The 26,946-nt window shown below is 66.0% G+C and carries 24 protein-coding genes; 13 read left to right on the top strand and 11 right to left on the bottom strand.

What is annotated here, in order from left to right; translation table 11 throughout:
* Nucleotides 1–45 precede the first annotated feature (45 nt).
* The 4 genes from IB274_RS05345 to IB274_RS05360 are packed head-to-tail and all read left to right on the top strand — an operon-like array spanning nucleotide 46 to nucleotide 4,217.
* Nucleotides 46–1,101, top strand: a complete 1,056-nt coding sequence (locus tag IB274_RS05345; RefSeq protein WP_192431010.1) for an agmatine/peptidylarginine deiminase — start codon at nucleotides 46–48, stop codon at nucleotides 1,099–1,101.
* Nucleotides 1,101–2,003, top strand: coding sequence for an N-carbamoylputrescine amidase (gene aguB / locus IB274_RS05350; protein ID WP_192431011.1), 903 nt, complete (start codon nucleotides 1,101–1,103; stop codon nucleotides 2,001–2,003). Before IB274_RS05345 ends, aguB begins: the two co-directional genes overlap by 1 nt.
* A gap of 2 nt (nucleotides 2,004–2,005) precedes the next feature.
* Nucleotides 2,006–3,103: an extracellular solute-binding protein gene (locus IB274_RS05355; RefSeq protein ID WP_192431012.1), complete on the top strand. Its 1,098-nt coding sequence runs from the start codon at nucleotides 2,006–2,008 to the stop codon at nucleotides 3,101–3,103.
* A 10-nt stretch (nucleotides 3,104–3,113) separates the two neighbouring features.
* Nucleotides 3,114–4,217, top strand: coding sequence for an agmatine deiminase family protein (locus tag IB274_RS05360; RefSeq protein WP_192431013.1), 1,104 nt, complete (start codon nucleotides 3,114–3,116; stop codon nucleotides 4,215–4,217).
* 81 nt (nucleotides 4,218–4,298) lie between these two features.
* Here IB274_RS05360 and IB274_RS05365 read toward each other — a convergent pair whose 3' ends face one another.
* The 3 genes from IB274_RS05365 to IB274_RS05375 all read right to left on the bottom strand — a co-directional run bounded on the left by IB274_RS05365 (nucleotide 4,299) and on the right by IB274_RS05375 (nucleotide 7,882).
* Nucleotides 4,299–5,057 (bottom strand): SIR2 family NAD-dependent protein deacylase, encoded by a 759-nt coding sequence (locus IB274_RS05365; RefSeq protein WP_225614697.1) that lies wholly within the window; start codon nucleotides 5,055–5,057, stop codon nucleotides 4,299–4,301.
* On the bottom strand, nucleotides 5,054–6,577 hold the full coding sequence (locus IB274_RS05370) for a diguanylate cyclase (RefSeq protein WP_192431014.1): 1,524 nt from the start codon (nucleotides 6,575–6,577) through the stop codon (nucleotides 5,054–5,056). Before IB274_RS05370 ends, IB274_RS05365 begins: the two co-directional genes overlap by 4 nt.
* A gap of 108 nt (nucleotides 6,578–6,685) precedes the next feature.
* Complete coding sequence (locus IB274_RS05375; protein WP_192431015.1) at nucleotides 6,686–7,882, bottom strand: GGDEF domain-containing protein; 1,197 nt, start codon at nucleotides 7,880–7,882, stop codon at nucleotides 6,686–6,688.
* 214 nt (nucleotides 7,883–8,096) lie between these two features.
* Here IB274_RS05375 and IB274_RS05380 point away from each other — a divergent pair, with 214 nt between their 5' ends.
* From IB274_RS05380 to IB274_RS05390, 3 genes are all read left to right on the top strand, one after another.
* The gene (locus tag IB274_RS05380; protein ID WP_192431016.1) at nucleotides 8,097–8,717 is read left to right on the top strand and encodes an FMN-binding negative transcriptional regulator; all 621 of its coding nucleotides are present in this window, start codon (nucleotides 8,097–8,099) and stop codon (nucleotides 8,715–8,717) included.
* Between the two features lie 110 nt (nucleotides 8,718–8,827).
* Nucleotides 8,828–10,006 carry a DUF1624 domain-containing protein gene (locus IB274_RS05385; protein WP_192431017.1) on the top strand — a complete coding sequence of 393 codons (1,179 nt, stop codon included), beginning with the start codon at nucleotides 8,828–8,830 and terminating at the stop codon, nucleotides 10,004–10,006.
* A complete protein-coding gene (locus IB274_RS05390) occupies nucleotides 10,003–11,334 on the top strand; it encodes an OprD family porin (RefSeq protein ID WP_318652851.1) in 1,332 nt (443 codons plus the stop codon). The genes IB274_RS05385 and IB274_RS05390 overlap by 4 nt, the downstream gene beginning before the upstream one ends.
* Here IB274_RS05390 and IB274_RS05395 read toward each other — a convergent pair whose 3' ends face one another.
* Both IB274_RS05395 and IB274_RS05400 read right to left on the bottom strand, forming a co-directional pair.
* A complete protein-coding gene (locus IB274_RS05395; protein ID WP_192431018.1) occupies nucleotides 11,335–11,736 on the bottom strand; it encodes a hypothetical protein in 402 nt (133 codons plus the stop codon). It abuts the gene before it with no gap.
* A gap of 293 nt (nucleotides 11,737–12,029) precedes the next feature.
* Complete coding sequence (locus tag IB274_RS05400; RefSeq protein ID WP_192431019.1) at nucleotides 12,030–14,033, bottom strand: peptidase U32 family protein; 2,004 nt, start codon at nucleotides 14,031–14,033, stop codon at nucleotides 12,030–12,032.
* A 378-nt stretch (nucleotides 14,034–14,411) separates the two neighbouring features.
* On the opposite strand from IB274_RS05400, the gene IB274_RS05405 reads away from it, so the two are divergent.
* The 3 genes from IB274_RS05405 (at nucleotide 14,412) to IB274_RS05415 (ending at nucleotide 17,910) form a co-directional block, all read left to right on the top strand.
* Nucleotides 14,412–15,428, top strand: a complete 1,017-nt coding sequence (locus IB274_RS05405) for an alpha/beta hydrolase (RefSeq protein WP_192431020.1) — start codon at nucleotides 14,412–14,414, stop codon at nucleotides 15,426–15,428.
* Nucleotides 15,429–15,497: 69 nt separating this feature from the next.
* The gene (locus IB274_RS05410) at nucleotides 15,498–16,052 is read left to right on the top strand and encodes an antibiotic biosynthesis monooxygenase (RefSeq protein WP_192431021.1); all 555 of its coding nucleotides are present in this window, start codon (nucleotides 15,498–15,500) and stop codon (nucleotides 16,050–16,052) included.
* 19 nt (nucleotides 16,053–16,071) lie between these two features.
* Nucleotides 16,072–17,910, top strand: a complete 1,839-nt coding sequence (locus tag IB274_RS05415; RefSeq protein ID WP_192431022.1) for an amidohydrolase — start codon at nucleotides 16,072–16,074, stop codon at nucleotides 17,908–17,910.
* 203 nt (nucleotides 17,911–18,113) lie between these two features.
* Here the strand turns inward: IB274_RS05415 and IB274_RS05420 are convergent, their stop codons facing one another.
* Nucleotides 18,114–18,872 (bottom strand): anti-sigma factor family protein, encoded by a 759-nt coding sequence (locus IB274_RS05420; protein WP_192431023.1) that lies wholly within the window; start codon nucleotides 18,870–18,872, stop codon nucleotides 18,114–18,116.
* Nucleotides 18,869–19,378 (bottom strand): sigma-70 family RNA polymerase sigma factor, encoded by a 510-nt coding sequence (locus IB274_RS05425; RefSeq protein WP_192431024.1) that lies wholly within the window; start codon nucleotides 19,376–19,378, stop codon nucleotides 18,869–18,871. The genes IB274_RS05420 and IB274_RS05425 overlap by 4 nt, the downstream gene beginning before the upstream one ends.
* Nucleotides 19,379–19,539: 161 nt before the next feature.
* Between IB274_RS05425 and IB274_RS05430 the strand changes: the two genes are divergently transcribed.
* The 3 genes from IB274_RS05430 to IB274_RS05440 are packed head-to-tail and all read left to right on the top strand — an operon-like array spanning nucleotide 19,540 to nucleotide 21,385.
* Nucleotides 19,540–20,586: a catalase family peroxidase gene (locus IB274_RS05430; RefSeq protein WP_192431025.1), complete on the top strand. Its 1,047-nt coding sequence runs from the start codon at nucleotides 19,540–19,542 to the stop codon at nucleotides 20,584–20,586.
* Nucleotides 20,586–21,146 (top strand): cytochrome b, encoded by a 561-nt coding sequence (locus IB274_RS05435; protein ID WP_192431026.1) that lies wholly within the window; start codon nucleotides 20,586–20,588, stop codon nucleotides 21,144–21,146. Before IB274_RS05430 ends, IB274_RS05435 begins: the two co-directional genes overlap by 1 nt.
* Entirely contained in the window at nucleotides 21,143–21,385 is a 243-nt protein-coding gene (locus IB274_RS05440) for a DUF2790 domain-containing protein (RefSeq protein ID WP_192431027.1), read from the top strand. Before IB274_RS05435 ends, IB274_RS05440 begins: the two co-directional genes overlap by 4 nt.
* 47 nt (nucleotides 21,386–21,432) lie before the next feature.
* Here the strand turns inward: IB274_RS05440 and IB274_RS05445 are convergent, their stop codons facing one another.
* The 4 genes from IB274_RS05445 to IB274_RS05460 form a co-directional block, all read right to left on the bottom strand.
* Complete coding sequence (locus tag IB274_RS05445) at nucleotides 21,433–21,954, bottom strand: hypothetical protein (RefSeq protein ID WP_192431028.1); 522 nt, start codon at nucleotides 21,952–21,954, stop codon at nucleotides 21,433–21,435.
* 79 nt (nucleotides 21,955–22,033) lie between these two features.
* Nucleotides 22,034–23,071, bottom strand: coding sequence for a sterol desaturase family protein (locus tag IB274_RS05450; RefSeq protein ID WP_192431029.1), 1,038 nt, complete (start codon nucleotides 23,069–23,071; stop codon nucleotides 22,034–22,036).
* A 475-nt stretch (nucleotides 23,072–23,546) separates the two neighbouring features.
* Nucleotides 23,547–24,818, bottom strand: coding sequence for a RidA family protein (locus IB274_RS05455; RefSeq protein WP_192431030.1), 1,272 nt, complete (start codon nucleotides 24,816–24,818; stop codon nucleotides 23,547–23,549).
* Nucleotides 24,819–25,268: 450 nt separating this feature from the next.
* Nucleotides 25,269–26,894 carry an NADP-dependent glyceraldehyde-3-phosphate dehydrogenase gene (locus tag IB274_RS05460; protein ID WP_192431031.1) on the bottom strand — a complete coding sequence of 542 codons (1,626 nt, stop codon included), beginning with the start codon at nucleotides 26,892–26,894 and terminating at the stop codon, nucleotides 25,269–25,271.
* Between the last annotated feature and the right edge of the window lie 52 nt (nucleotides 26,895–26,946).

Genomic DNA, 26,946 nt, shown 5'->3' on the forward strand with positions numbered 1-26,946 from the left:
TGAACCTTTTCCTTCCGATAAAAATTACTTACCAAAGGCTTGAGTATGCATCGCAACGACGATAGGCAGAACGGCTGGCGCATGCCTGCTGAATGGGTCAACCACGCGGCGACCTGGATGGCATTCCCGCATAACCGTCCGCTCTGGGAGGGCGGCTGGCACGTGACCCTGGAGCAGGTGCAGGAAGACTTTGCCCGCGTTGCCAACGCCATCGCCCGCTTCGAGCCGGTGAAACTGGTGGTGGACCCGTCCGCCATGGCCCGCGCCGCCGAGCTGTGCGGGGCCAACGTCGAGCTGGTGCCGCTGCCCATCGACGACAGCTGGTGCCGCGATTCCGGGCCGACCTTCATCTGCCATCCGCAGCACGGCGTTGCCGGTGTGAGCTGGCGCTTTAACGCCTGGGGCGGCAAGTCCGAACACACCCTGGACGAAGGCCTGGGCCGCCGCATCCTCAACCACCTCGGGCTCGATTGCTTCGGTACGCCGCTGGCCAACGAAGGCGGGGCAATCCACGTGGATGGCGAGGGCACGCTGATCACCACCGAGTCGGTGCTGCTCAACCCCAACCGCAACCCCGGCGTCAGCAAGCGCGAGATGGAGGAAATCTTCAGCCGTCTGCTCGGCGTGACCAAGACCATCTGGCTGCCGGGCGACCCGCAGTATGTCACTGGTGACATGACCGACGGCCACGTCGATGGCGTGTGCGCCTTCGCTCGCCCCGGCGTGCTGCTGGTGGATGCGACCCACGATGATTCCAGCACCTACGCCGAAGTGGCGCGCGAAAACCGTCGTGCACTGGAGCTGGCCACCGATGCCAAGGGCCGTTCGTTCGAACTGATCGAGCTGTTCGAAGCCAGCGCGGCGGTGGACCCGGAAGCAGAAGTCTTCTGTGCGTCCTACACCAACTTCTACCTCGCCAATGGCGCGGTGATCATGCCGGCTTACGGCATCGCCGCCGACGACGAGGCCGCGGCGGTGCTGGCCCACGCCTTCCCCGGCCGCGAAGTGGTGCCGGTGCGCATCAACAATCTGGCCCATGGTGGTGGCGGCGTGCATTGCATTACCCAGCAGCAGCCGGCCTGGCCGCTGGGAGGCCTGTGATGAGTAAGCTGACCGTCGCGGTCCTGCAGTTCTCCTGCAGCTGGGACCTGCCGCGCAACCTCGCCGAAGCCGAGCGCCACGTGCGCGCGGCGGCGGCGGCCGGGGCGAAGCTGATCCTCCTGCCCGAGCTGTTCGCCACGCCGTACTTCTGCATCGAACAGGACCATCGCCACCTGGCGCTGGCCCAGCCGTATGACGACAGCCCGCTGCTGCAGCGCTTCGCGCGGCTGGCGGCGGAGCTGAATGTGGTGCTGCCGATCAGCTGGTTCGAGCGCGCCGGCAACGCCTACTTCAACTCGGTGACCGTGGCCGACGCCGACGGCAGCCTGCTCGGGATGTACCGCAAGACGCACATCCCCAACGCCATCGGCTACCAGGAGAAGGAATACTTCAGCCCCGGCGACACCGGTTTCCGCGTCTGGGACACCGCCGTGGGCCGCATCGGCGTGGGCATCTGCTGGGACCAGTGGTTCCCCGAGACCGCCCGCTGCCTGGCGCTGCAAGGCGCGGAGATGCTGCTATTCCCCACCGCCATCGGCTCCGAGCCAGGCGCCGAACAGCTGGATTCCCGCGACCACTGGCAGACCGCCCAGCGCGGCCACGCCGCCGCCAACCTGCTGCCGGTGCTGGCGGCCAACCGCATCGGCGAGGAAGTGGCGCCCAGCGATGACGCGCTGCGCATGCGCTTCTACGGTTCGTCCTTCATCACCGACCACAAGGGCGCGCTGCTGGCCGAGGCCGGGCGCAACGAGGCCGCCGTGCTGGTGCGCGAGCTGGACCTCGACCTGGCCCGCGAGGAGCGCCTGACCTGGGGCGTCTACCGCGATCGTCGCCCGGAAATGTACGGCCCGCTGCTCGGCCTCGACGGCCGCCACCTGCACCCGCGCTGGCAAGGAGTCTGACCATGAACAAGCACCTGCTGATCGGCGCGCTGGGGTTGTCCCTGGCGTGCACCCTGCAACTGGCCTCGGCCGAAGAGAAGGTCCTGCGCCTATTCAACTGGGCGGACTATTTCGCCCCCGACACGCTGGCCAATTTCACCAAGGAGACCGGCATCCGCGTCATCTACGACGTGATGGACAGCAGCGAGACGCTGGAGGCCAAGATGATGGCCGGGCACAGCGGCTACGACCTGATCTTCCCCGGCGATACCGTCGCCGAGCGCCTGATGCGTGCCGGTGCGTTGCAGAAGCTCGACGACAGCAAGCTGCAGCACCTGGGCGATATCGAGCCGGGCCTGCAGAGCCTGCAGACCAAGTACCCATACTCGCGGCACGCCGTGGTGCCCTACACCTGGGGCAGCATCGGCCTGACCTACAACCAGGCGAAGATCGAGCAGCGCCTGCCCGGCGCGCCGGTGAACAGCCTCGATCTGCTGTTCAAGCCGGAGCTGGCCAAGCACTTCGCCGACTGCGGCATCTCGATGATCGATTCGCCGGACGAAGTACTCGCCGTGGTGCTCAACTATCTCGGCCGCGACCCGCGCAGCGGCAAGCCGCAGGACCTGAGCGATGCGCTGGCGGTGCTCAATGGCATCCGTCCGTACATCCGCAAGTTCCAGTCGCAGCCGGTGACCCAGCTGGTGAATGGCGACCTGTGCCTGTCGCTGGGCTACAGCGGCGACGTGATCCAGTCGCAACGCGCCGCCGACGAGGCGAAGAAGCCCGAGCGCTTCGAGTACCGCGTGCCGCGCGAAGGCACTTCGGTGTGGATGGACACCATGGCCATCCCCGCCGATGCGCCGCACCCCGAGTACGCTTACGCGCTGATCAACTACCTGATGCGCCCGGACGTGATGGCGGCGATCAGCAACGCCACCGGCTACCCGACGTCCAATGCCAAGGCCCGGCCGATGGTCGAGGCGAGCATGCGTGACAACCCGGACATCTATCTTGATGAGAAGGCCTACGCGCGGCTGTTCCCCGGCAAGGACATCCCGCAGCGCGACATGCGGGCGCGGATGCGCACCTGGACCAGCTTCAAGACCGGCACCAGTGGCTGAGGAGGCGAGGATGATGACACGCAGGAATCTGCTCGGCGCCGGCATGACGCTGGCGACGGGCCTCGGGCTCGGCCTGGGCCGGGTCGCCCTGGCGGCGAAACCCTGGTACATGCCCGACGAGCACCGCAAGCAGGAGCGGGTGTTCGTCGCTTACGCGGCGAGCCCTGACGTCTGGGAAGACATCGCTCCGGACGTCAATGCCACGGTGGCGCGGCTGGCCCGCGCGATCGCCGAGTTCCAGCCGGTGACGGTGCTCTGCCGGCCGGAGCAGCAGGCCGAGGCCAAGCGCGCGTGCGGCGGCCAGAACGTCGACTTCCTGCCGGTGCCGGTGGATGACATCTGGGTGCGCGACTACGGCGGCTGCTTCCTGGTCAACGATGCGCCGGGCGGCCTTGCGCTGGCCGATTTCAATTTCAACGGCTGGGGCGGCAAGCAGCACGCCGAGCGCGACCGTGAAGTGTCGGCGGCCCTGGCCGAGGACGTGGAGGCGCAAGCCATCGTCAGCGAACTGTGCGGGGAGGGAGGCGGCATCGAGGTGGACGGCCACGGCACGGCCATCTTCACCGAGAGCTGCTGGCTCAACGACAACCGCAACCCGAGCTGGACGCGGCCGCGTATCGAAGCGGAGCTCAAGCGCATGCTGGGGCTGCGCAAGGTGATCTGGCTGCCGGGCATTCGCGGCAAGGACATCACCGATGCCCATGTGGACTTCTATGCGCGCTTCGTCGAACCGGGCGTGGTAGTGGTCAACCTGGACAACGACAAGCGTTCCTACGACCACGAAGTTACCCGCCGCCACCTGGAGATCCTGAAGAACGCCACCGATGCCGACGGCCGCTCGTTGAAGGTGCATACGTTACCGCCGCCGATGAAGCCCAAGCCGAGCGCGTTCAACCGCGACAACCCGGACTTCGCTGCCGGTTACATCAATTACCTGCCGGTGAATGGCGGGGTGATTGCGCCGAAGTTCGGCGATGCGGCGGCCGATGAGCATTGCCATGCCTTGCTCAGCGAGCTGTACCCGGATCGCGAGATCGTCCAGCTGAACATCGACCCGATTGCCGCCGGGGGCGGTGGCATTCACTGCGTGACGTTGCAGATGCCGGCGGTGTGACGCCGGCCCTGCCGGCGACACATCATGCGGAGCAGCATCACGGACGCAGTCCGCTGGATAGGTTGTCCTGGTGGTGCTGCGTTAGGGAAACGCCGCATCGATCAGCGCTGGGAGGGCAACGCCGGCGGCGCTGGCCAGGGCGAAGTCGCGTTCGCCGAGCAGCGGGCGGGGGGCGGGATTGACGTGGAGGACGGTCGCGCGAAGGCGCCGGGCGATCTCGGGGATTTCCGCCGCCGGGTAGACCACGCCGGACGTACCGACGGAGATCAGCAGGTCGCACTGTTCAGCGGCCTGGAAGGCGTGGGTGATTGCGTCCATCGGAAGGCTTTCGCCGAACCACACCACGCCGGGGCGAAGCGTGCCGCCGCAATGGGCGCAGGCCGGCGGTTGTACACGGCGGCCGGCCTCGGGTTCGTTCGGTACCGGCAGCGGCGCATCCGGCTCGCGCTGGCACTGGAAGCAGCGCGGGCGCTCCAGCTGGCCATGCAGGTGGGTGACGTTGCGGCTGCCGGCGCGCTCGTGGAGGTCGTCGACGTTCTGGGTGATCAGCGTGAGCTTGGGCACCTTGCCCGCCAGGGCGGAGATGGCCAGGTGTGCGGGATTGGGCAGGGCGCGGTGGACGACGCTGCGGCGCCATTCATACCAGCCCCAGACCAGCGCCGGATCCGCGCGGAATGCTTCGGCGGTGGCCAGGGAGGCGGCGTCGAAACGCTCCCACAGCCCGGTGAGGCGGTCGCGGAAGGTGGCGATTCCGCTTTCGGCAGAAACCCCTGCGCCAGCGAATACCACGACATGGCGGGCTTTGCGTAGCGCATCGACGAGCGCGGAGTCGAGGATCATTGAGGGGCTTCCTGCGGCGTCGGAGCGCTTTCCAGTCGATTGCGCCCGGCGGCCTTGGCGCGGTAGAGCGCGCGGTCGGCGGCTTCGATAAGGGCCTGCGGGCTGCTGTCGCCGCCGGCGGGCAGGGTGGCTATGCCAATGCTCGCGGTGATGCGGCCCAGCGGGCTGCCGGCATGGGTGAGGTTGGCGCCTTGCAGGCGCTGCATGAACTGCTCGGCCACGGCCAGGGCGCCGTCAGGGCCGGTATTGGGCAGGATCACCGCCAGCTCCTCGCCGCCATAGCGCGCGGCGAGATCGGCGGGGCGTCGCACGCTGTCAGCGAGGACGCGGCCAATGCGCCGCAGGCAGTCGTCGCCGGCCGGATGGCCGTAGGTGTCGTTGAAGCGCTTGAAGTGGTCCACATCGATCAGCAGCAGCCCCAGCGGCGAGCGTTCGCGATGGGCGCGGCGCAGTTCTGCGATCAGGTGGTCGTCGAAGCTGCGGCGGTTCTCAAGGCCGGTGAGCGGGTCGCGCGAGGCGAGTACTTCCAGTTGGCGGTTCGCCTTGAGCAGGTCTTCGCGGGCGTCGCGTAGCAGGCGCTCGGTGCCAATGCGGCGCTGGATGGCGAGGATCAGCAGGCTGCCGATGACCACGATGATCATCAGCAGGCCGAAGGCGATGGCCACCGTTCGCAGGGCGTCCGAGCGCCAGGCGGCCAGGGCTTCGTCCTTGCCCAGGGCGACCGAGGTCACCAGCGGGTAGCGATCGTTCTTGCGGAAGGCGTAGATGCGTTCGGTGCCGTCCAGCGAGGAAGCGAAGGTGGCGCTGCCGACGTTATTGCTCTGCAGGTACTGGGTGAAGATCGGTGAGCGCGAAAGCACGCGCCCCATGTCGCTCTCGCGGAACGGATAGCGCACCAGCACCTGGCCGTTGCTGATGGCCACGCCGATGGCACCGGTCTTGCCAATGTCGATCTTGCCGAACAGCCGCAGGAAGTCCTGTACACCCAGAGCAGCGACTATCACCCCGGCGAAGTTGCCCTGGGCGTCGTTGTAGCGGCGGCTGACGGTAATTACCCAGACGCCGGTGGCGCGGCTGCGGATCGGCTCGCCGATATAGGCGTCCAGCGAGGGATTGTCGCGGTGGTGGATGAAATAGCCACGGTCGGCGCTGTTGGCGCCAGGCGGGAAGGGGCCGTTGGAGGTCATCAGCCAGTTGCCCTGGGCATCGTAGATGCCGATGCCGTTGAGCTGCGCGAGCAGGTGCTGCTGGTTGCGCACCAGGTCGTTCAGTCGCTGCAGTTGGGGCGCGCCACGTCCCTCGTGCTCCAGGCGTTCGGCCAGGCCGAGCAGCAGCATGGAACTCTGGGTGACGATGCCTTCGACGTAGGTGTCCAGCGCCTGCGTGAGGTTGAGGTTGTGCGTGGTGGTTTCCGCCAGCGTACGCTCGCGCGCCGACCACAGTTCCCAGGCGGTGGCGGCGGCCACGGCGAGGCTGATGATCGACAGCAGGAGGATGGCTAGGCGGATGTCGCGTTTCACTCAGGCCTCGTTGGGTCGGTCCCTGTGGCGGTTGCCGTGCGCGGCGGGCATTGCCCGGCTGGAGAGCAGGGAGACGCCTCCCGCATGCGCCGGGTTACGTGTCGTTCGTCAGACGCCGGGCATGCCGCTGAGTTGCACACGGTTGCGGCCTTTCTGCTTTGCGACGTACAGATGTCGGTCGCAGCGGGCGAGCAACTCGCGTGGCTCGCTCAGGCCGCCCTCGTTGGCCATCGCCGCACCGAGGCTGATGGTCAGGAAGCGCAGGCTGTCGGGCCGGTACAGATGTTCGATGCCCAGGCTCGTCACCTGCTCGCGCAGCCGCTCGGCGACACAGCGCAAGTCTTCGGCGCTGGTCGCCTCCAACAGGATGGCGAACTCCTCGCCGCCATAACGATAGACGTTGGCGCGGCCGCCGCGCAGGGTGCCGACCAGGCTCTCGGCCACCTGGCACAGGCAGCGGTCACCGGCCTGGTGGCCGTAATGGTCGTTGTAGGGCTTGAAGTAGTCGATGTCGGCCATGAGCAGGGCAAAGGGCCGGCCGTGGGCGCGCATGCCATGCCAGCTCTCGTTGAGCTGCAGATCCAGTGCACGGCGGTTGCCTACGCCAGTGAGGCCGTCGGTGGCAGCTAGCTCCTGCAGGCGCAGGTTCAGCGCGGCGAGCTCGGTGCGCTGGCGTTTTTCCTCAAGGTCGGCGAGAAAGGCCTGGCGCACGCCCTTGATGTTGGTCCAGCTGATGAAAAGGCTGAACAGCGCGATGGGCAGGTAGACCAGGGTGAAGATCAGCAGCGGCTTGGCGGCGCCGTCGTGGATCAGCCAGACGTTGTAGAGAATGATCGCCGTGATGATCGCCGAGACCAGCGCGATACCCTTGAAGGAATAGCGTACGCCGAGGTTGCCCAATAGGACGAACACCACCGAGGCGTAGAGGAAGAAGGGCACGTCCGGCGAGGCGCTGCGCTTGAGCAGTTCAAACCAGGCGATGGTGGAGATGATGTCGTGTACCGGCATCAGCAGGTCCATCACCAGCACGCTGCGGCTGAAGCGGAACACCAGGAAGATATTGAGCAGCCCGACCAGGCTCAGGGCAGTACGCAGGAACAGCGATTCCTTGGCCATGTCCGGGATCAGCAGCGCGTCCGCCAGAACGTAGGAGTCGTAGGCGGCCATGGCGATGAAGTTGATCGCCAGCAGGAAGCGCCGGTAATGCTGCACCACGTACGCCTTGTAGGCATCCTGCAGGCGCGGCGGAATTCTCCCCTGGTACTGCTGCCGGGGAGGAGCGGCGGGGAACTCGGGTGCGGTCATCGAGAGTGGGAGCCTGTGTCTGCCATCCAGGGCGAATGCTGGCCAAAGGCTAGAGTAGGGTGCGGCACCATCGGCGTCCAGCAGGGCGATGCATAGGCTGTACCAAAACTTCGGTCCCTGCATATTGGCTCTGCCACGAGGGTCACTAATGGATCTTTATAGGGTGCCAATGCGGCGGCATTATGACCGTATTCACCTGCTGTCGAGGCTTTACATGTACGTACCTGCGCATTTCGAGGAAACCCGCCCGGACGAGCTGCACCGGCTGATCCGCGACTATCCCCTGGGCATCCTGGTGACCGGCCATGACGGCCTGCTGGACGCCAACCACCTGCCGTTCGAGCTGGAACTTTCCGGCGAGCAACCGCTGCTGCGCGCCCACGTCGCCCGCAACAACCCGGTCTGGCAGGAGGCTGACGGCGAGGAGGCACTGGTTATCTTCCGTGGCGAGCACGCCTACGTCTCGCCCAACTGGTACCCGAGCAAGCACGAGGAGCACCGCCAGGTGCCGACCTGGAACTACCAGGTGGTGCACGTGCGCGGCCGCCTCAAGGTGATGGACGAGGAGCGCTTCGTGCGCGGCGTGGTCGGCCGCCTGACCCGCACCCATGAAGCCGGCGAGGACAAGCCGTGGAAGATGAGCGACTCCACCCCGGGATTCATCAGCGGCATGCTGGCGAACATCGTCGGCATCGAGGTGGAGATCGGCGAGATCATCGGCAAGTCCAAGCTCAGCCAGAACAAGGAAGAACGTGATCGGCTGGGCGCCGCCGAGCGGCTGGAACAACTCGGCAGTAGCGAACTTTCCGCGGTGATGAAGCGCGCGGTGGACTGAGCCCGGGCCGGTGAGGCCTGTTCCAGACATGTCCGCATGTTTCAAAGGGTTGGCGGATCGGTTGCGTGGAATGTAATAATATTACAATTCACTCTCAATCGATCCCGCCCATGACCTCTGCACCGAGCCCCGCAATCCCTTCAATCGCCAAGGCCGCCACCCGACTCCACTCCATCGATGCCCTGCGCGGGCTGGTGATCCTCTTCATGCTGCTGGACCACGTCCGCGAGACGTTCTACCTGCATCTGCAGGTGAGCGACCCGATGGACGTGACCCAGACCGACCCGGCGCTGTTCATCAGCCGCACCCTGGCGCACCTGTGCGCGCCGGTATTCGTCTTCCTCACCGGGCTTTCCGCCTTCCTCTATGGCGAGAAGCACGAGGGCCGCGCGGCGGTCTCGGCCTTCCTGTTCAAGCGCGGGCTGTTCCTCGTGCTGCTGGAAGTCACCCTGGTGAACTTCGCCTGGACCTTCCAGTTCCCGCCTTCGGTCATCTACCTGCAGGTGATCTGGGCCATCGGCCTGAGCATGCTGGCGCTCTCCGCGCTGGTCTGGCTGCCGCGCGTGGCGCTGGTGGTGATGGGCGTGGCGCTGGTGGCCGGGCACAACCTGCTGGATGGCGTGCACTTCGCCGCCGGCCACTGGGCCCATGTGCCCTGGGCGGTGCTGCATGATCGCGGCTGGATCGAGGTGGGTGATGCGCTGCGCCTGCGCACGTCCTATCCGTTGCTGCCGTGGATCGGTGTGATCGCGCTCGGCTATGCGGCAGGGCCCTGGTTCGGTCGCGGGGCCGATGCTGCTCGGCGCACACGCAACCTGCTGCTGGCGGCGGCCATCGCGCTGGGCGGTTTCATCGTCCTGCGCCTGAACAACGGTTACGGCCAGAAGCCCTGGGGCGATGGTGATACCGACCTGCAACTGCTGATGAGCTTCTTCAACATTACCAAGTACCCGCCGTCGTTGCTGTTCCTGGCGCTGACCATGGGCCTCGGCCTGCTCCTGCTGGTGTTCTTCGAGCGCCGCGGGCAGGGTGCACTGGCGCGCTGGCTGGCGGTGTTCGGTGCAGCGCCGATGTTCTTCTACCTTCTGCACCTGTACGTGCTGAAGCTGCTCTACCTGGCTGCCGTGGCTGTTTTCGGGCTGAACCACGGGCAGTACTTCGGCTTCGATTCGGTGTGGGCGGTCTGGGTTGGTGCGCTGCTGCTGATCGTCGCCCTTTACCCGCCGGTGCACTGGTTCGCCGGGCTCAAGGCCCGTCGTCGCGATATCGCCTGGCTGAAGTACCTGTGAAGCTGTGCAGTTCCGCAGTGCTGCTGGCGCTGTCCGCGCCGGCGTTCGGCGCGGCGCAGGAAGAGTCCGGCGGCTTCATCGAGGACAGCCGCTGGAATCTGCTCAACCGCACCGTGTTCGACCAGCGCGAGTACCGCCACGGCGACCGCAACAGTGGCGCGCGCAATGCCTACAAACCGCGCAGCGAGCGCAACGGCTATGCGGAGGAGTGGGCCTACGGGTTGATGGGCAGCCTGCAGTCAGGCTTCACTCAGGGCAGCGTCGGCCTGGGGTTGGACGCGCACCTTTACCAGGGCTTGCTGCTGGACAGTGGCGGTGGGCGCGCCGGCAAGGCGCGACTGGTCGGCCTGGATAACGACGGCCATCCCAAGGACAGCTTCGCCCGAGGCGGCGCCGCGCTGAAGACGCGGGTGTCCTCGACGACCCTGTGGTGGGGCGAGCAGCGGGTGAAGACGCCGGTGTTCAGCTCGTCCGACAGCCGCCTGCTGCCGGAAACGGCGACCGGCTTCTTCCTCTCCAGCGAGGAGTTCTCCGGGCTGCGGCTGGTGGGCGGGCACTTCACCGAAAGCACCGACCGCAATGCCTCCAGCCATGATCGCGGCTTCGTGGTGAACTACTCCAATGCCCGCCAGGGCAATGCCTTCGACCTCGCGGGCTTCATCTATGCGCCGGCCAAGTCGGCGAGCCTGAGCCTGTTTACCTCGCGCTACGAAGACAGCTGGCGCCAGGACTACCTGGGCGGCACCGTCAGCCAGCCGCTGGGCTCGGGGCAGGACCTGTCGCTGTATGTCAATCTCTACCGCACCCGCGACACCGGGCAGGCGTTCTCCGGGCGTATCGACAACACCACCTGGAGCCTGCTCGGAGGATACGGCGTCGGTGCGCACCGGTTGAGCGTCGGTTACCAGCAGGTCGATGGCGATACGCCGTTCGACTATGTGACGCGCGGGGCGATCTTCCTCACCAATGCAGTACAGCTGTCGGACTTCAATGCGCCCAATGAGCGCTCCTGGCAGTTGCGCTACGACCTGGACCTGGCCTCCTTCGGCGCACCGGGATTGTCGATGGCGGCGGCGTATGTGCGTGGCACGGACATCGATGGCAGCCATGTCGATCCGCGCGGCGGCTACGCGTACCTGGGCTACGGCGAGGGCGGCAAGCACTGGGAGCGTGACCTGATGCTGCAATACCGGGTGCCGGAAGGCCGGGCCAAGGGCTTGCGGCTGGTGCTGATGCACAACAGTCATCGCGCCAACGCCGCGCAGACGGAGCTCAATACCGATCAGCTGCGGGTGGCCGTGGAGTACCCGCTGGACTGCGGCTTCTGATCAGAGCCCGCCGAGCAGGTCGTGAGAGTCGAGCAGGCGCCAGGCGATTTCCGGGTTCCGGTCCATTCCCCGGCGAATCGCAGCGGGAATGGCCTGACGGGTCTTGCGGCAGAGGCCGGGCTGCTCGTCGAAGTCGAACTCGATGCCGCGCATCGTGCGCACTTCGTTGAAGCCGGGAGCAATGTGCAGGCGGATGCCCAGTTGCTCGAAGAGCTTGTGCTGCATGCGTTGCAGGTCCGCCAGGTCCCTGATGTTCTCCAGGCGATCCAGCAGGCGCTGCTCTTCGTGCCGGGTGAGCAGCAGGATGCGCAGGTCGGCGTTGGGGGTTTGCAGCAGGCGCTCCCGGTCGCAGTTGCAGGCGCCGGGCGGGCATTGCTGGCGGAGCGGGAGAGTGGCGGTCATGTCCCGATCATAGCGGGGGATCGGGAGTTTGCGCAGGGGCGGTCTTGTTTTAGTAGGAGCGAGCTTGCTCCTACAGTTCGGGTCAGGTCTTGGCGGTTGGCTGTAGGTGGCCTGCGGCCCCCTCACCCTGACCCTCTCCCGGAGGGAGAGGGGACTGTTTCGGTGCGGGCGCTTGGCACGGTGCAACCGGCTGACTCAGAGCGTCACGGCCGGCTCGGACGGCTCCCTCTCCCCTGGGGAGAGGGCTGGGGTGAGGGGTTTCAAGCTTGGCGCCGAAGCCGAAGCCGACATCCTCAGTGCGCCGGCTTGCGGATGGTCTTGAGCAGGTCTTCCGGGCTGATCTGCCCGACGATGTTGCTCACGCCTTCGCTGCCCGGCTGCGGCAGACCGAGGATGTGGCCCTTGATCTTGCCGATGACGTGCATCTCGCACGGCTTGCAGTCGAACTTCAGGGTCAGCACTTCGTCGCCGTGGATCAGTTGCATCGGCTGCACCTTGGTGCGTACGCCGGTGACGCCCTTGGCCTGTTTCGGGCACAGGTTGAAGGAGAAGCGCAGGCAGTGCTTGGTGATCATCACCGGCACTTCGCCGGTTTCCTCGTGGGCCTCGTAGGCCGCGTCGATCAGCTGCACGCCGTGGCGGTGGTAGAACGCGCGGGCCTTCTCGTTGTACACGTTGTACAGGAACGACAGGTGCGACTCCGGGTACACCGGCGGTGGGTTGGTCTCGGCCTTGCGGCCGCCGCGCGGGTGGGCCTGCACGCGGGCTTCGGTCAGCGCTTCGATGGCCTCACGGCGCAGCGACTTGAGCTGGGAGTTGGGGATGAAGAACGCCTGCGGGGCATCCAGCTCGATCCGGTCGGCGTGGTACTGGGTGGTGCCCAGCTGGCCGAGCAGATCGTGCAACTGGTCCAGCGCCTGCTCCGGTTTGTTGGCGGCGCCGAACGGGCCGTCCAGGGAGACGCTGACGCTGACACCTTCCTCGCTGGTGGCGGTCAAGTCCAGGCGCTCTTCGCGCAGTTTGGCGACCCACGACAGGCCGACGCGGCGCTCGGCGGAGGTCTTCTGCAGCGCCTGCTGCCAGTTGTGGTCGAGGTTGCGCGACAGCGGGTGGTTCGGGCGCAGGCGGTAGAGGCCCTCGGGCATCTCGTTGGGCTCGACGCGGTAGCGGTAGCGCTTCTCGCCGTCCTCTTCGAACTCACCTTTCGGCTCGGCGATGTTGGCGCGGAAACCGACCACTTCGCGCTTCACCAGCACGTTGAGGCCGTCGCCGTTGGACAGCGGGTCCTTGGTCACCACCAGCATGTCGCGCTTGCCGACCTTTTCCACGCTGCCCACCGGCAGGCCGGTGAAGGTCGGCGAGTCGAACGCCCCGATGTCGATCTTGCGGTCGCTGACAAAGTAGTCGGTGCTGCCGCGGTGGAAGGTCTTGTCCGGGTCCGGCACGAAGAAGTGGTCAGTGCGGCCGCTGGAGGCGTGGGCCAGGTCCGGGCGCTCGGCGAGGATGCCGTCCAGTCGCTGGCGGTAATAGGCAGTGATGTTCTTCACGTAGCCCATGTCCTTGTAGCGGCCTTCGATCTTGAAGGAGCGCACGCCGGCGTCCACCAGGGCGCTGAGGTTGGCGCTCTGGTTGTTGTCCTTCATCGACAGCAGGTGCTTCTCGAAGGCCACCACGCGACCCTGGTCATCCTTCAGGGTGTAAGGCAGGCGGCAGGCCTGGGAGCAGTCGCCGCGGTTGGCGCTGCGGCCAGTCTGGGCGTGGGAGATGTTGCACTGGCCGGAGAAGGCAACGCACAGCGCGCCGTGGATAAAGAACTCGATGGCGGCATCGGTCTCATCGGCGATGGCGCGGATTTCCGCAAGGTTCAGCTCGCGGGCCAGCACCAGCTGGGAGAAACCTGCCTGATCGAGGAACTTCGCCCGCTCCAGGGTACGGATGTCGGTCTGGGTGCTGGCGTGCAGCTCGATCGGCGGAATGTCCAGCTCCATGATGCCCAGGTCCTGCACGATCAGCGCATCGACGCCGGCGTCGTAGAGCTGGTGGATCAGCGCGCGCGCCGGCTCCAGCTCGTTGTCGTGGAGGATGGTGTTGATCGTGGTGAACACCCGCGCGTGGTAGCGGTGGGCGAACTCCACCAGCTGGGCGATATCGCTCACCTCGTTGCAGGCATTGTGCCGCGCGCCGAAGCTCGGGCCGCCGATGTAGACGGCGTCGGCGCCATGCAGGATGGCCTCGCGGGCGATGGACACATCGCGGGCAGGGCTGAGCAGTTCCAGATGGTGTTTGGGCAAGGACATGGTTTCTTCTTTATCAGGCGTGCTGGTCAGGTGTGCTTATCAGGTGCGGCACGGGCAATCGCGCATTGTACCGGGCAAACGCCGCGCCGGCATCCGCGGCATGCCGGGCGGTGGCACGGTTGGTCGCCAGTCCACCAGCTCCTCGCCAAACCTGTAGGGGCGGGCGGCTCTTTAGACGTGCGATGGGCGCGCGATCGCGCCCATCGGGCGCTCCTGCAGGTCGCACCGCCACCTCCGGCACTTCTGCAACGCCGTTTTGAACGCCCTTGCAGAACTGCAAAGTGACCCTGCAACCCTGTCTATTCCGCGCTTTGCGGGCATGGATCAAGATTCGTTCGTCCTTTCGGAACACCTCCCCCACTTTCAAGGAACCGAATCATGAACGCCAAGCAATCCCTGCTCGCCGCCTCCCTCGCCCTGGCCATCGGCAACGTTTTCGCCGCCGGCAACCCCACCGTCGAACACAATACCCAGGCCTTCCTCGAAGCCCTGGAAGCCGGCAAGGGCCAGCCGCTGGAAACCCTTTCGCCGAAAGACGCCCGTGCGGTGCTGACTGGCGCCCAGGCGTCGGTGAAGGTCGACCTCTCCGGCACCCAGGTCAGCGAGAAGACCGTGCAGACCGACGTCGGCCCGGTGAAGCTGACCATCGTCCGCCCGGCCGGCGTGAAGGGCACGCTGCCGGTGTTCATGTTCTTCCACGGCGGCGGCTGGGTGCTGGGTGACTACCCGACCCACGCCCGCCTGATCCACGATCTGGTGGTGAACTCCGGCGCGGTCGCTGTCTACGTCGACTACACGCCGTCCCCCGAGGCGCATTACCCGGTGGCGATCAACCAGGCCTACGCCGCCACCAAATGGGTTGCCGAGCACGGCAAGGAGATCAACGTCGACGGCAAGCGCCTGGCCGTGGCCGGCAACAGCGTCGGCGGCAACATGGCGGCAGTGGTCGCGCTGATGGCTAAGGACAAAGGCACGCCCAAGCTGCGCTTCCAGGCCCTGCTGTGGCCGGTGACCGATGCCAGCTTCGAGACCGGCTCGTACAACCAGTTCGCCCAGGGGCACTTCCTCTCCAAGCCGATGATGCAGTGGTTCTGGGACAGTTACACCACCGACCCGAAACAGCGCGCCGAGATCTACGCCTCGCCCCTGCGTGCCACCACCGACCAGCTCAAGGGCCTGCCGCCGACCCTGATCCAGACCGCCGAATCCGATGTGCTGCGTGATGAGGGCGAAGCCTACGGTCGCAAACTTGACGCCGCCGGTGTGGCTGTCACTTCCGTGCGCTACAACGGAATGATCCACGACTACGGTCTGCTCAACGTGGTGAGCAAGGTGCCGGCGGTACAGGCCGCCATGCGCCAGGCCGGTGAAGAGCTGAAGGCTCACCTGCAGTAAGCCGCTTACCTCCCTCGCCACGGGGCGGGGGAGGTCACTTCTCTGAAGGCCTTTTTGGAGAGAATCCCGATGAGCCAGCCCACGCAGCAAGAATCCGTCACCCTGATCATCCGCCACCGCGCGCGCCCCGAGAGCGTCGCCGCCTATGAAATCATCCTGCGCGAACTGACCCGTGCCGCCAGCGAGTTCCCCGGTCACCTGGGTGTGGACGTGATGCGCCAGGGCGACCACTTCACCTCGGTCCTGCGCTTCGCCAGCGCCAACGAACTGCAGGCCTGGCTCGACTCGCCGCAGCGTCACGAGCTGATTGAGCGCGCCAACCCGCACCTGCTCGACGTCGAACAGAAGGAATTGCACACCGCCCATGAATTCTGGTTCACCACCCCGGACAACCCGCAGAAGCAGCCGCCGCGCTGGAAGCAGGCGGCCATTTCCTACCTGGTGATCCTGCCGCTGGTGATGCTGGTGCCGCAGCTGTGGCGCCCGCTGTTCGCGCAGGTCCCGCTGCTGGGCAGCTTCGTGCCCGCCAACATGCTCATCGTCGCGACCATCGTCCTGCTGGTGGTCTACGTTTTCATGCCACGGGCCACGCGCCTGTTCTCCGCCTGGCTCAATGCCCGCTGATCGAAAGAGGAACTTCGCCATGTACGCCGACCTGATCCTGACCAACGGCCGCTTCCACACCATCGACCGCGAGAAACCCGAGGCCACCGCGGTGGCCATCGCCGACGGCAAGTTCATCGCCGTCGGCACCGAAGCCGAGGCCATGGCCTTCCGCGCCGGCGCCACCCGCGTCATCGACCTCAAGGGGCGCACGGCGATCCCCGGCCTCAACGACTCGCACCTGCACCTGATCCGCGGCGGGCTGAACTACAACCTCGAACTGCGCTGGGAAGGCGTGCCGTCCCTGGCCGACGCCCTGCGCCTGCTGAAAGAGCAGGCCCTGCGCACGCCGTCGCCGCAATGGGTGCGCGTGGTGGGTGGCTGGAACGAATTCCAGTTCGCCGAGAAGCGCATGCCGACCATCGAGGAGCTGAACCAGGCCGCGCCGGACACCCCGGTGTTCGTCCTGCACCTGTATGACCGCGCGCTGCTCAACCGTGCGGCGCTGCGGGTCGTCGGCTACACGAAAGACACCCCGAACCCACCCGGCGGCGAGATCGTCCGCGACAGCAAGGGTGAGCCCACCGGCATGCTGGTGGCGCGGCCCAACGCGATGATCCTCTACGCGACCCTGGCCAAGGGGCCGAAGCTGCCGTTCGACTACCAGGTCAACTCCACCCGCCAGTTCATGCGCGAGCTGAATCGCCTGGGCGTCACCAGCGCCATCGACGCCGGCGGCGGCTTCCAGAACTACCCGGACGACTACCAGGTGATCGAGCAGCTGGAGAAAGACAACCAGCTCACCGTGCGCATCGCCTACAACCTGTTCACCCAGAAACCCAAGGAAGAACTGGCCGATTTCAAGAACTGGACCAGCAGCGTCCAGTACGGCCAGGGCAGCGACTTCCTGCGGCACAACGGCGCCGGTGAGATGCTGGTGTTCTCGGCGGCCGACTTCGAGGACTTCCTTGAGCCCCGCCCCGACCTGCCCGGCACCATGGAGGCCGAACTGGAGCCGGTGGTGCGCCACCTGGTCGAGCAGCGCTGGCCGTTCCGCCTGCACGCGACCTATGACGAGTCCATTTCGCGCATGCTCGATGTGTTCGAGAAGGTCAACCTGGACATCCCGTTCAACGGCCTGCACTGGTTCTTCGACCACTGCGAAACCATCTCGCCGAAGAACATCGAGCGGGTGAGGGCGCTGGGCGGCGGTATCGCCATCCAGGACCGCATGGCGTTCCAGGGCGAGTACTTCGTCGATCGCTACGGCAAGCAGGCCGCCGAGGCCACGCCGCCGATCAAGCGCATGCTGGCCGAAGGCGTGCCGGTGGGCGCCGGCACCGATGCCACTCGCGTCTCCAGCTACAACCCCTGGACCTCGCTGTACTGGATGGTCAGCGGCAAGACCGTCGGCGGGATGGAGCTGTACCCGGAAGGGCTGCCTCGCAGCACCGCGCTGGAGCTGTACACCCACGGCAGCGCCTGGTTCTCCAGCGAACAGGGCAAAAAGGGAATGATCAAGGTCGGGCAGATGGCCGACCTGGCGGTGCTCTCGGCGGACTACTTCAACGTGCCGGAGGAAGAGATCAAGGCCATCGAATCGGTGCTGACCGTGGTGGACGGCCGTGTTGTGTTCGGCAGCGGCGACTTCGAGCGCCAAGCGCCGAGCGCTATCCCGGTGCTGCCGGACTGGTCCCCGGTGGCAAAGGTCCCCGGCCACTGGCGTCCGCAGGCTCCGCTGCAGAATGCCGTGCACCAATGCGTCGGTTCCTGCGGCGTGCATGGCCACAGCCACGAACGCGCCCGCCAGTCGAGCGTGCCGGTGAGTGACTTCCAGGGCTTCTGGGGCGCCTTCGGCTGTTCCTGCTTCGCCTTCTGAAGCTCGCGCAGCGACCTGGAGCTCTTCTGTAGGAGCGAGCTTACTTGCGAACCCGCTTAACGCCGGATCGATCGGGCGAAGGGCATTTCGTGAGCAAGCTCGCTGCTACAGGGAGAATCGGTGCGCTCCTCGCGGATTAGCGACGGGAGAGCCTGCTCCCTGTTCGCGAATCACCAAAGCCCACCCTGACCGGGTCGTTCCCGCTAGAACCCCACCAACTGCCCCACGGCCTGCGCCTGCGGGTCGTCGCTGCGGCTCACCAGGGCGTAGTTGTAGCCGCCCTGGCTCCAGTAGCGCGCCAACAGGTCGCCATCCGTGCGCTGCCCCTGTGGCAACATCTCGTGGCGCGGGCCCGGCGGGCGGATGAAGAAGGTCAACCGCCGCCCCTGGCTATCCTCGTAGATCACCAGTGCCGCCGCGCCCTGTTCGGTGGCGAGCAGGCGCGCGCCCACTGTCTTCAAGCCGACCTGCTCCAGCGCGGGCGGCGGGGCGGCATCCTTCAGGTAGTGCGACAGCCAGCCGCGCAAATCGCCACCGTCGCGCAGGTCCAACCCCGTCTGGCCGGCATCGGCAAATAGTCGATAGGCCTGCACCGCGTCCTGCATCGGCACCATGCCGCGCATCATCGCGTCACCGCGCATCTGCCAGCCGCCCATGCCGCCAACGCCCAGCGCAATCAGCAGGGCCGCCGCGGTGGCAAGGCGCGAGCGCCGCCGCTGCTGGAGCTGCCGGCGAATACGCGCCGGATCGAGCTGCTCGGGCAGCGCACCACGGGCCTGCCCGGCAAAGGCCGCGCGCAGTTGCTGGGCATCCTGGCGCCAGCCTTCCACGCGACGGGCGTCGTCCGGGTGGGCGGCGAGCCAGGCTTCCACCCACTGGCGGCGCGTCGGGTCCAGCTGATCGTCAATGTAAGCGTGCAGATCCTGTTCCTGGGGAGTGCCGTCGGGAATGCGTTCGTTCATTTCAGTACCCGCAAAGAAGGAGTCGCCGCCTGTCCTTCGCTCAGCGCGCGCAGCGCCGTGCGCGCGCGCGACAGGCGGGACATGACGGTGCCCATGGGAATATCCAGAGTCTCGGCCACCTCGCGGTAGCTCAGGCCTTCGACGCTGACCAGCGTCAGCAGCGCGCGCTGCTCGGCGGGCAAGCGTTCGAAGGCCTCCAGCGTCGAGCGCGCACTGACGATGTCTTCCGGCGATGCGCTCACCGCGCTGTCCGCACCGAACAGGCTGAGCAGGCGCGCATAGCGTTTCGCCCGACGCTGCCCGTCGATGAAGTGCCGGTAGAGGATCGAGAACAGCCAGGCGCGCAGGTCGCCGTCGTCGCGGCGGCCGGTCCAGGCCGACAGAGCCTTCTCCAGGGTCGCCTGGACCAGGTCGTCGGCGCTGCTCGTGCTGCGGGTCAGCGACAGCGCGAAGCGCCGCAGCCGGGGCAGCAGTTCGCGCAGTGAATGGTCGTCCAGTGAGTGCATCGGGGCGCCAGGAATGGGTGGGTTCGAGCGAGAAAGACGAACGCAGCGGCGATCTATTCCCGTCGCGGGAAAAATAATTTATTCGCCATCGGCGGGAATAACCCGTCGCACGGTGCGTCGTACCGGCTCAACGCATTCAGCCTAAGCCTGAGGAGCTGGAAATGACAGAAACACCGCCCACCGCACCCAACGTGCCCCTGCGCCTGGCCGCCATCGGCGCCGTGGTGCTCGGCGTGGCCGCCGTCTTCGCCTACGTCGCCGGCTGGCTCGATCCGCAGCGGCTCACCCCGGCCAGCGTGATCAACACCCTGGAGCACAACGGTGGCGTCTACCCCGGCTACCGGCGCAACCACGCCAAGGGCCTGTGCGTCATCGGCCACTTCGACAGCAATGGCGGCGCGGCCAATCTGTCCCGCGCCAGCCTGTTCTCCGTCGGTCGCGTGCCGGTGGTAGGGCGCCTCGCCATTCCCGGCGGCAACCCCAAGGCCAGCGACGGCGCCGCGCCGATCCGCAGCCTGGCGTTGCGCTTCCAGCCGGCTGATGGCCAGGAATGGCGCACCGGCATGAACGCCATGCCGGTCTTCGTCGTCCGCGACGTCGCCAGCTTCTACGCGCTGCAGCAGGCCACCGCGCCGCAGCCGGGCACCGGCAAGCCCGACCCGGAAAAGGCCGGCGCCTTCTTCAAGTCGCACCCCGAGACGCAGGCCTTCCTCAAGTGGGCCAAGACCTCGACACCGTCCTCCAGCTACGCCAACAGCGCCTACTACAGCCTCAACGCCTTCTACCTGGTGAACAAGGACGGCAAGGAACAGCCGGTGCGCTGGTCCGTGCAGCCCGAAGCGCCGGTCGAGCCGCTGGCCGCCGAGAAGCGCGGTGACGCCGACTTCCTCGCCGCCGAACTGGCCCAGCGAATCGCCGCCGGCCCGTTGCGCTGGCGCCTGCAGTTCACCCTCGGCGAACCCGGCGACAGCACCGTCGACCCCACCCAGGCCTGGCCCGACAGCCGCCGCACCGTGGATGCCGGCGAACTGGTGATTGAACGCCTACAGCCGGAAATCGGCGGCGACTGCCGCGACATCAACTACGACCCGCTGATCCTCCCCGACGGCATCCGCGCCTCCGATGACCCGCTGCTCAGCGCTCGCTCGGCCGCCTACTCGGAGTCCTTCAACCGTCGTACCCGTGAGCAGGCCCAGGAGACCCACTGATGAAACCGATCTACTTCCCGCTCTCCCTGCGCGTGCTGCACTGGCTGATGGCCGTGCTGGTGCTCGCCATGCTGCTGATCGGCCTGGGGATGGTCGCCAGCGTCTCGCCGCGCCATGCTGCGCTGGTCGCCATCCACAAACCCCTGGGCGCCGCGCTGCTGGTGCTCGTGCTGCTACGCATCCTGGTGCGCCTGACCAGTCGCATCCCCGCACTGCCCAGCGACATGCCCGGCTGGCAACGCAGCGCCGCGCACCTCTCGCACCTGGCGCTCTACGGCCTGCTGCTGGCCCAGCCGCTGGTGGGTTGGACCATGCAATCCGCGGGCGGCTACCCTGTCGTGCTCTGGGGCGGCTTCGAACTGCCCGCGCTGGTCTCGCCGTCGGTGCAACTGCATACCATCCTGCGTAGCGCCCACTCCTTCATCGCCTACGCGCTACTGGCAACCATCCTCCTGCACCTCGCCGCCGCGCTGTTCCACGGGCTCATCCGCCGCGACGAAGTCCTCCCGAGCATGACCGGAGCATCCATGCCGCGCAGCTCCAGCGGAGAACGGCCATGAAGCGCTTGCTCGCTGCCGCCTGCCTCCTCACCTCCTGCGCGGCCCTCGCCGCGCAGGGCGTTCCACCCGAGCAGGACTACCACTATGGCCAGAAACTCGACATCAAGCGCGTGGTGCAACAGCCGGACCTTGGGTTCTGCGGAATCCGCGAGGTTGAGATGACCTACGAGGACAGCGCCGGGCAGCGGCATTCGCTGCGGTATCCGGTTTGGGGGCAGGGGTGTGGGAATGAGAACTGACCCTGAGACACAGGGCCAGCTGGAAGTGCGCTGCCTGATTGATCCGCTCAGGCAGCCAAGCTACTTCTGAAAAGCTTCAGGCCCAAGGCAACGCAATACGAAATGCCGCAGAACATGAATGCGTAGAGCAGATTGAACACTGGCTGATTCTCCGTCAGCAGACGCAACAGCAAATGGCCGTTGCGATGTGCCGATGAGCCGCCGGCTTCGGAAAAGCCAAGGTAGAACGAGCCGCACGGGAAAAACGAATAGCTCAGCAGAGTGGCAGCCGAAGCCGTCAACCAACATGCGGCCGATACGCTTGCGCCATTGCGCGTTCTCATCAGCTCCTTCGTGCTGTATGTGCCCAACAGCAGGAAACATGCGATCCCCGCTGTGATGAGCGGAATACCCACGGCGGGGATCATCACGCGCGAACTATCCAGCCAGTAATCAGCGTTGCAGCTGATCGACAGCAGTCCAGTTGCAACGCTGAAGATTGCGCCATCGCCCACTGGCAGCAGAGAGACCACTGAAACAACTACGAAGTTTGCGAGGAGCAGTAGGAAACCGATTCTTCCAATAGGCATGCCGAATCCTTGGCGTTTGAACGGGTAATTGCAGGCGGGGGAGTAGATTACTTCCGTTGTGTTGGAACAGGGCGCAGATTCAGCGGCTCCGGGCCGTGCGAGCGGAAGTCGGCGTCCTCTGGCTTCTCGCCATCCGCACTTTGCGGCCTGTCTCCACAAACGGCGTAACGATCAGGCTCCACAGCGAAGAATACTTCTCGTCATCCTGCTCCCCGGCGCCGAACCGGATCGGCTCTGGCGCGCGCTGGGTGACGTAGAGCGTGCCGAACATCCAGTCCCACAGCGACAGGTTGATGCCAAAGTTCTTGTTGAAGTGACGGGGCGCGTCGCTGTGGTGGATCTGGTGTTGGGCGGGGCTGTTCACCACGTGTTCGATCACCGGCCCGAACGACAGCCACACATGGCTGTGGCGCAGGTTTGTCGCCAGCACGTTGAACAGCAGGATCATGTAGGTCACGCCGAACAGCGTATAGGCGCTGATTTCCCCGCCGCAGATGTACCAGAAGATGCCTGCATAGGCGCCCAGGGCGAAGGCGCCGGCCAGCTTCGCCGCCAGTTTCTCCACGAAGTGTACGCGGCTCGCGGTGATGGGCGTCAGCACCGCCGCCGAGTGATGGACCTTGTGGAACGCCCACAGCCAGCGCGAATGGAAGGCGCGGTGCACCCAGTAGTTCTTGAAGTCGCTGACCAGGAACACGCCCAGTCCGTAGAGCAGCGACAGGCCGAGATTCGTCCCCGCCTGCGGTCGCGCGCCCCACAGATTGGTGAAGAAGGTGATGTAGTCGCCCGAGCGCAGGATATACGGATCGACCAACCCGATGATGGGCACCAGCAACGCCACATTGAGGATGCCGCGCATCAGGTAGTAGCGGTAATCCAGCAGCGCCGAGCGATGCAGATTCACCCGGCTGCCGCCAATGAACTGCCAGAACGACGCCGTCTGCGTCAGCCCGCGCTGTCGGCGGAAGCGGAACAGCACGTAGGCGATGGCGTAGGAGCACAGCAAAAACAACACGCCGACGCGGCCGCTCAGGTCGAAGAGGCCGGCGACCTGGTTGGTGACCGGGGTGATCATCCACTCGGTGAGATGACGGTGGAGGTGCGAGAGGTCGGGCATGGGCGTCGGGCGTTGATCGTGTCGGTAAGGTGTCGCGGCCTTGAAGCCCGCAATCAGATGGGCGGCCCGTGGAGGCGCTTGTTCTTGTTGACGTGACAAGGCGGAGCGTTTCGAACGCTGTCACGCGTGTCGATCAGGATGGGACGGGGTGGCTCTTGCTGTCAAAGCTTGAGATCGCAGGGGCAGATACTGGCGACAGGAGGTCCTGAGCGGCCCGACGCGGGAGCAGCGCCGAAATGCCGATGGCTGAGGGATGGCGCGGGAGATGGTGGCGGAGGGAGGGAGTGATTGTTGGTTGGGTGTGGGTTCGCGAGCGAGCTCGCTCCTGCAATAGCAGGCGACTGGGGATTCCCCAGTTGGGCTTTGCCATTTCCCCAGTCCTGGCTGCGCACTCCGCCCCGGCGGGAGAGAGGACCGTTCGATGTGAGTCATGCCCTGATGTTAGTCGGACAGGGCATGACTCTTTGATCGCCAATCAGGCAGTCGGCGGGGTGCCTTCTGCGTTGGCCACCACAGCGTCGATCTGGATCAGCGCGCCCTTGGGCAATGCGCCTATGGCTACTGTCCGGCGGGCGGGGACGCCGCCAGGGAAGTAGCTGGCGTACACCTCATCGACGGCGGCGATGTCGTCGATGTTCTTCAGGTAGAGGTTGACCTTCACTACATCGGCCAGTGCGTGGTCGATGCTTTCGACGATGGCCTTGAGGTGCTTGAAGCACTGGCCGGCCTGTTCCTTGATGCCGCCTGCCACCAGTTCACCGGTCTTCACGTCCAGCGGCAACTGGGCGGAGATGTGGTTGTAGTGGGAGAAGGCAACGGTCTGGGTGGAGTAGGGGCATTTGGGCGCGGCGTCGGTGTTGTGGGCCTTGATGACGATGCCGTGGCGGTCTTCGACGGCTTGCGGGGGCGTGCCGTCGCCGTGGGAGACCACGGCTTCGACTTGCACCAGGGCGTCCATTGGCAGGGCTTGCGCCTGTACCACGGTGCGCGCCGGGACGTAGCCGACGGCGCGGGCGATGGCCGAGTCGGGGAAGAAGGTGGTGTAGACCTTGTTCACTGCCTGCATGTCAGCGAGGTTCTTGACGAAGACAGTGATGCGCACGATGTCATCGAAGGGCACGTCGATGCTTTCGAGGATGGTCTTGATGTTGCGCAGGCACTGCTGGGTCTGTTCCTCGACGCCGCCGGCGACCAGCTTCCCGGTGCGCGGGTCGATGGGCAGCTGGGCGCTGAGGTTGTTGTAGTGGGAGAAGGCGACGGTCTGGGTGGACAGCGTGCTCAGCGGCGCGCTCTCGGTGTTGCGTTCGACCTTGATCAGGTCGCCGGCCTGCGGGGCGTTGGGGATGGTGCCTTCGCCGCAGGTGATGAGCGCCTCGACCTGTACCTGGGCGCCCAGCGGCAGGGCGGTCACGCCGACGGTGGTGAGCGTCGGCAGGTAGTCGGGGAAGAAGGCCGCGTGCACCTTGGCGACGGCTTCGGCGTCAGCGATGTTGGTCAGGAAGATGGAGATGCGGACAGTGTCGTTCAGGTTGTGACCGATGCTTTCGACGACGGCCTTGAGGTTCCTGTAGCACTGTTCGGCCTGTTCCTTGGCGCCGCCGGCCACCAGCTTGCCGCTGCTCGGGTCGACGGGCAACTGGGCGGAAAGGTTGTTGTAGTGGGAGAAAGCGACGGTTTGGGCGTAGGGGCCGAGGTTTTGCGGGGCCTTGTCGGTATTACGTGCCAGAACTGCGTTGTAGCCACTCATGTAGGTGCTCCCTGGTTCGCTGGGAATCCGTGGATTGGGTGGCAAACGCTTCGTCCATTGCGATATCGGTCGTTGCCACTATCGGTTCAGACGACGGATATCAAGCTCGTCGAGAGGCGCGCAGACTATCGAGTCTTGAGGGGTGACCCCTTTGACTTAAGGCAAGCGTAGTGGGGTCTTCTTACCGGGTTGTTTCAATTGGCGATGGGGATTGGTCGCGATATTGCGAAAGGGACTTCTGAAAGCAGGGTGGGTGCTTCTCATGGAGGCGCGGCGCAGAGGGTTCCCTCTCCCCCGCCCTGGCTGCGCGCCCCGCTCCGAAGGGAGAAGGGGCAGACCGTGCCGGCTGATGCTGCTGGTTCTCTTTGCGCCGAACGGTCCCCTCTCCCGCCTGAGGAGCGGGGCGCGCAGCCAGGGTTAGGGAGAGGGGCTCCTGGCGGCTGCCTAGGGTCAGAAGATGTAGTCAGTGGTCAGGAAGCTCGAATCGCGGTCGCGGATGATCTGGCTGATCAGCGCCTTGTTGGCGTCGGTGAAGCGCGTGGCCACCAGCGTGCGGATGGAGAAGGTGCGCAGGGCGTCGTGGACCGAGAGGGTGCCTTCGGCGGAGTTCTTGCGGCCGTTGAAGGGGTAGCTGTCCGGGCCGCGCTGGCACTGAGCGTTGATGTTGATGCGGCCGACCTGGTTGACGAAGGCATCCACCAGCGGGCCGATCTGCTCGGGATCGTCGCCGAACAGGCTGAGCTGCTGGCCGTAGTCGGACTGCAGGACGTAATCGATCACCTCGTCCAGCTCGCGGTACGGCACCACCGGCACCAGCGGGCCGAACTGTTCCTCGTTGTACAGGCGCATGTCCGCGCGCACCGGGCTGAGCAGTGCGGGATAGAAGAAGCTTTCACGGCTCTCGCCGCCGCCGGGGTTGATGACCTTGGCACCCTTGGCCAGGGCGTCCTGCAGCAGGCCGTTGAGGTAGTCGACCTTGCCCGGCTCGGGCAGCGGCGTTAGCGCCACGCCGGACTCCCAGGGCATGCCGGGTTTGAGTTCGGCGAGCTTGGCACTGAACTTGGCGAGGAAGCTGTCCAGCACGTCTTCGTGGACGAAGAGGATCTTCAGCGCGGTGCAGCGCTGGCCGTTGAAGGAGAGGGCGCCGGTGATGGCTTCGCTGACGGCGTTGTCGAGGTCGACGCTGGGCAGGACGATGCCGGGGTTCTTGGCGTCCAGCCCGAGGGCGGCGCGCAGGCGGTGTGGGCGTGGGTGGAGCTTCTTCAGGTCGGCGGCGCCGGAGTGGGTGCCGATGAAGGCGAAGACGTCGACCTTGCCGCTGGCCATGAGCGCGCTGACGGTCTCGCGGCCGCGCCCGTAGATGACGTTGATGACGCCCGGCGGGAAGCTGTCGCGGAAGGCTTCGAGCAGCGGGCGGATCAGCAGCACGCCGAACTTGGCGGGCTTGAAGACCACGGTGTTGCCCATGATCAGCGCCGGGATGAGGGTGGTGAAGGTTTCGTTCAGCGGGTAGTTGTACGGGCCCATGCACAGCGCGACGCCCAGCGGCACGCGGCGAATCTGCCCGAGGGTGCCCTGTTCCAGTTCGAAGCGGCTGGAGCGGCGGTCCAATTCCTTGAGCGCCTGGATGGTGTCGACGATGTAGTCGCAGGTCCGGTCGAACTCTTTTTCCGAGTCCTTGAGATTCTTGCCGATCTCCCACATCAGCAGCTTGACCACGGCCGTGCGCTGTTCGCGCATGCGGGAGAGGAAGCGCTCGACGTGGGCGATGCGCTCGGCCACGCGCAGGTTCGGCCACGCGCCCTGGCCGTTGTCGTAGGCGGCCACGGCGGCGTCCAGCGCGGCGAGGGCCGCGTCGGCATCCAGCAATGGCGTGCTGCCGAGGATGACCTGTTCATCGCCTTCGTCGGTAGCGAGGAAGATCGGACTGCGCACCGGCGCCAGCGGGCCGTCCCAGCGGCGCAATTCGCCGTTAACCAGGTACTCGCGCTGCTCGACGGGCGCGTCGGGGCGCCAGACGTCGGGGATGTGGGTGAGGCGGGGGAACAGGTGGTCGAGCTTGTTGTTGTCGGGCATGACTCATCCCTCGGAGAAGGTGGGCGACTGGTCTGTTCAGGACGCGTGACCG

Source organism: Pseudomonas sp. PDM18 (assembly GCF_014852585.1).
In the GTDB taxonomy this organism is placed as follows: Bacteria; Pseudomonadota; Gammaproteobacteria; order Pseudomonadales; family Pseudomonadaceae; genus Pseudomonas.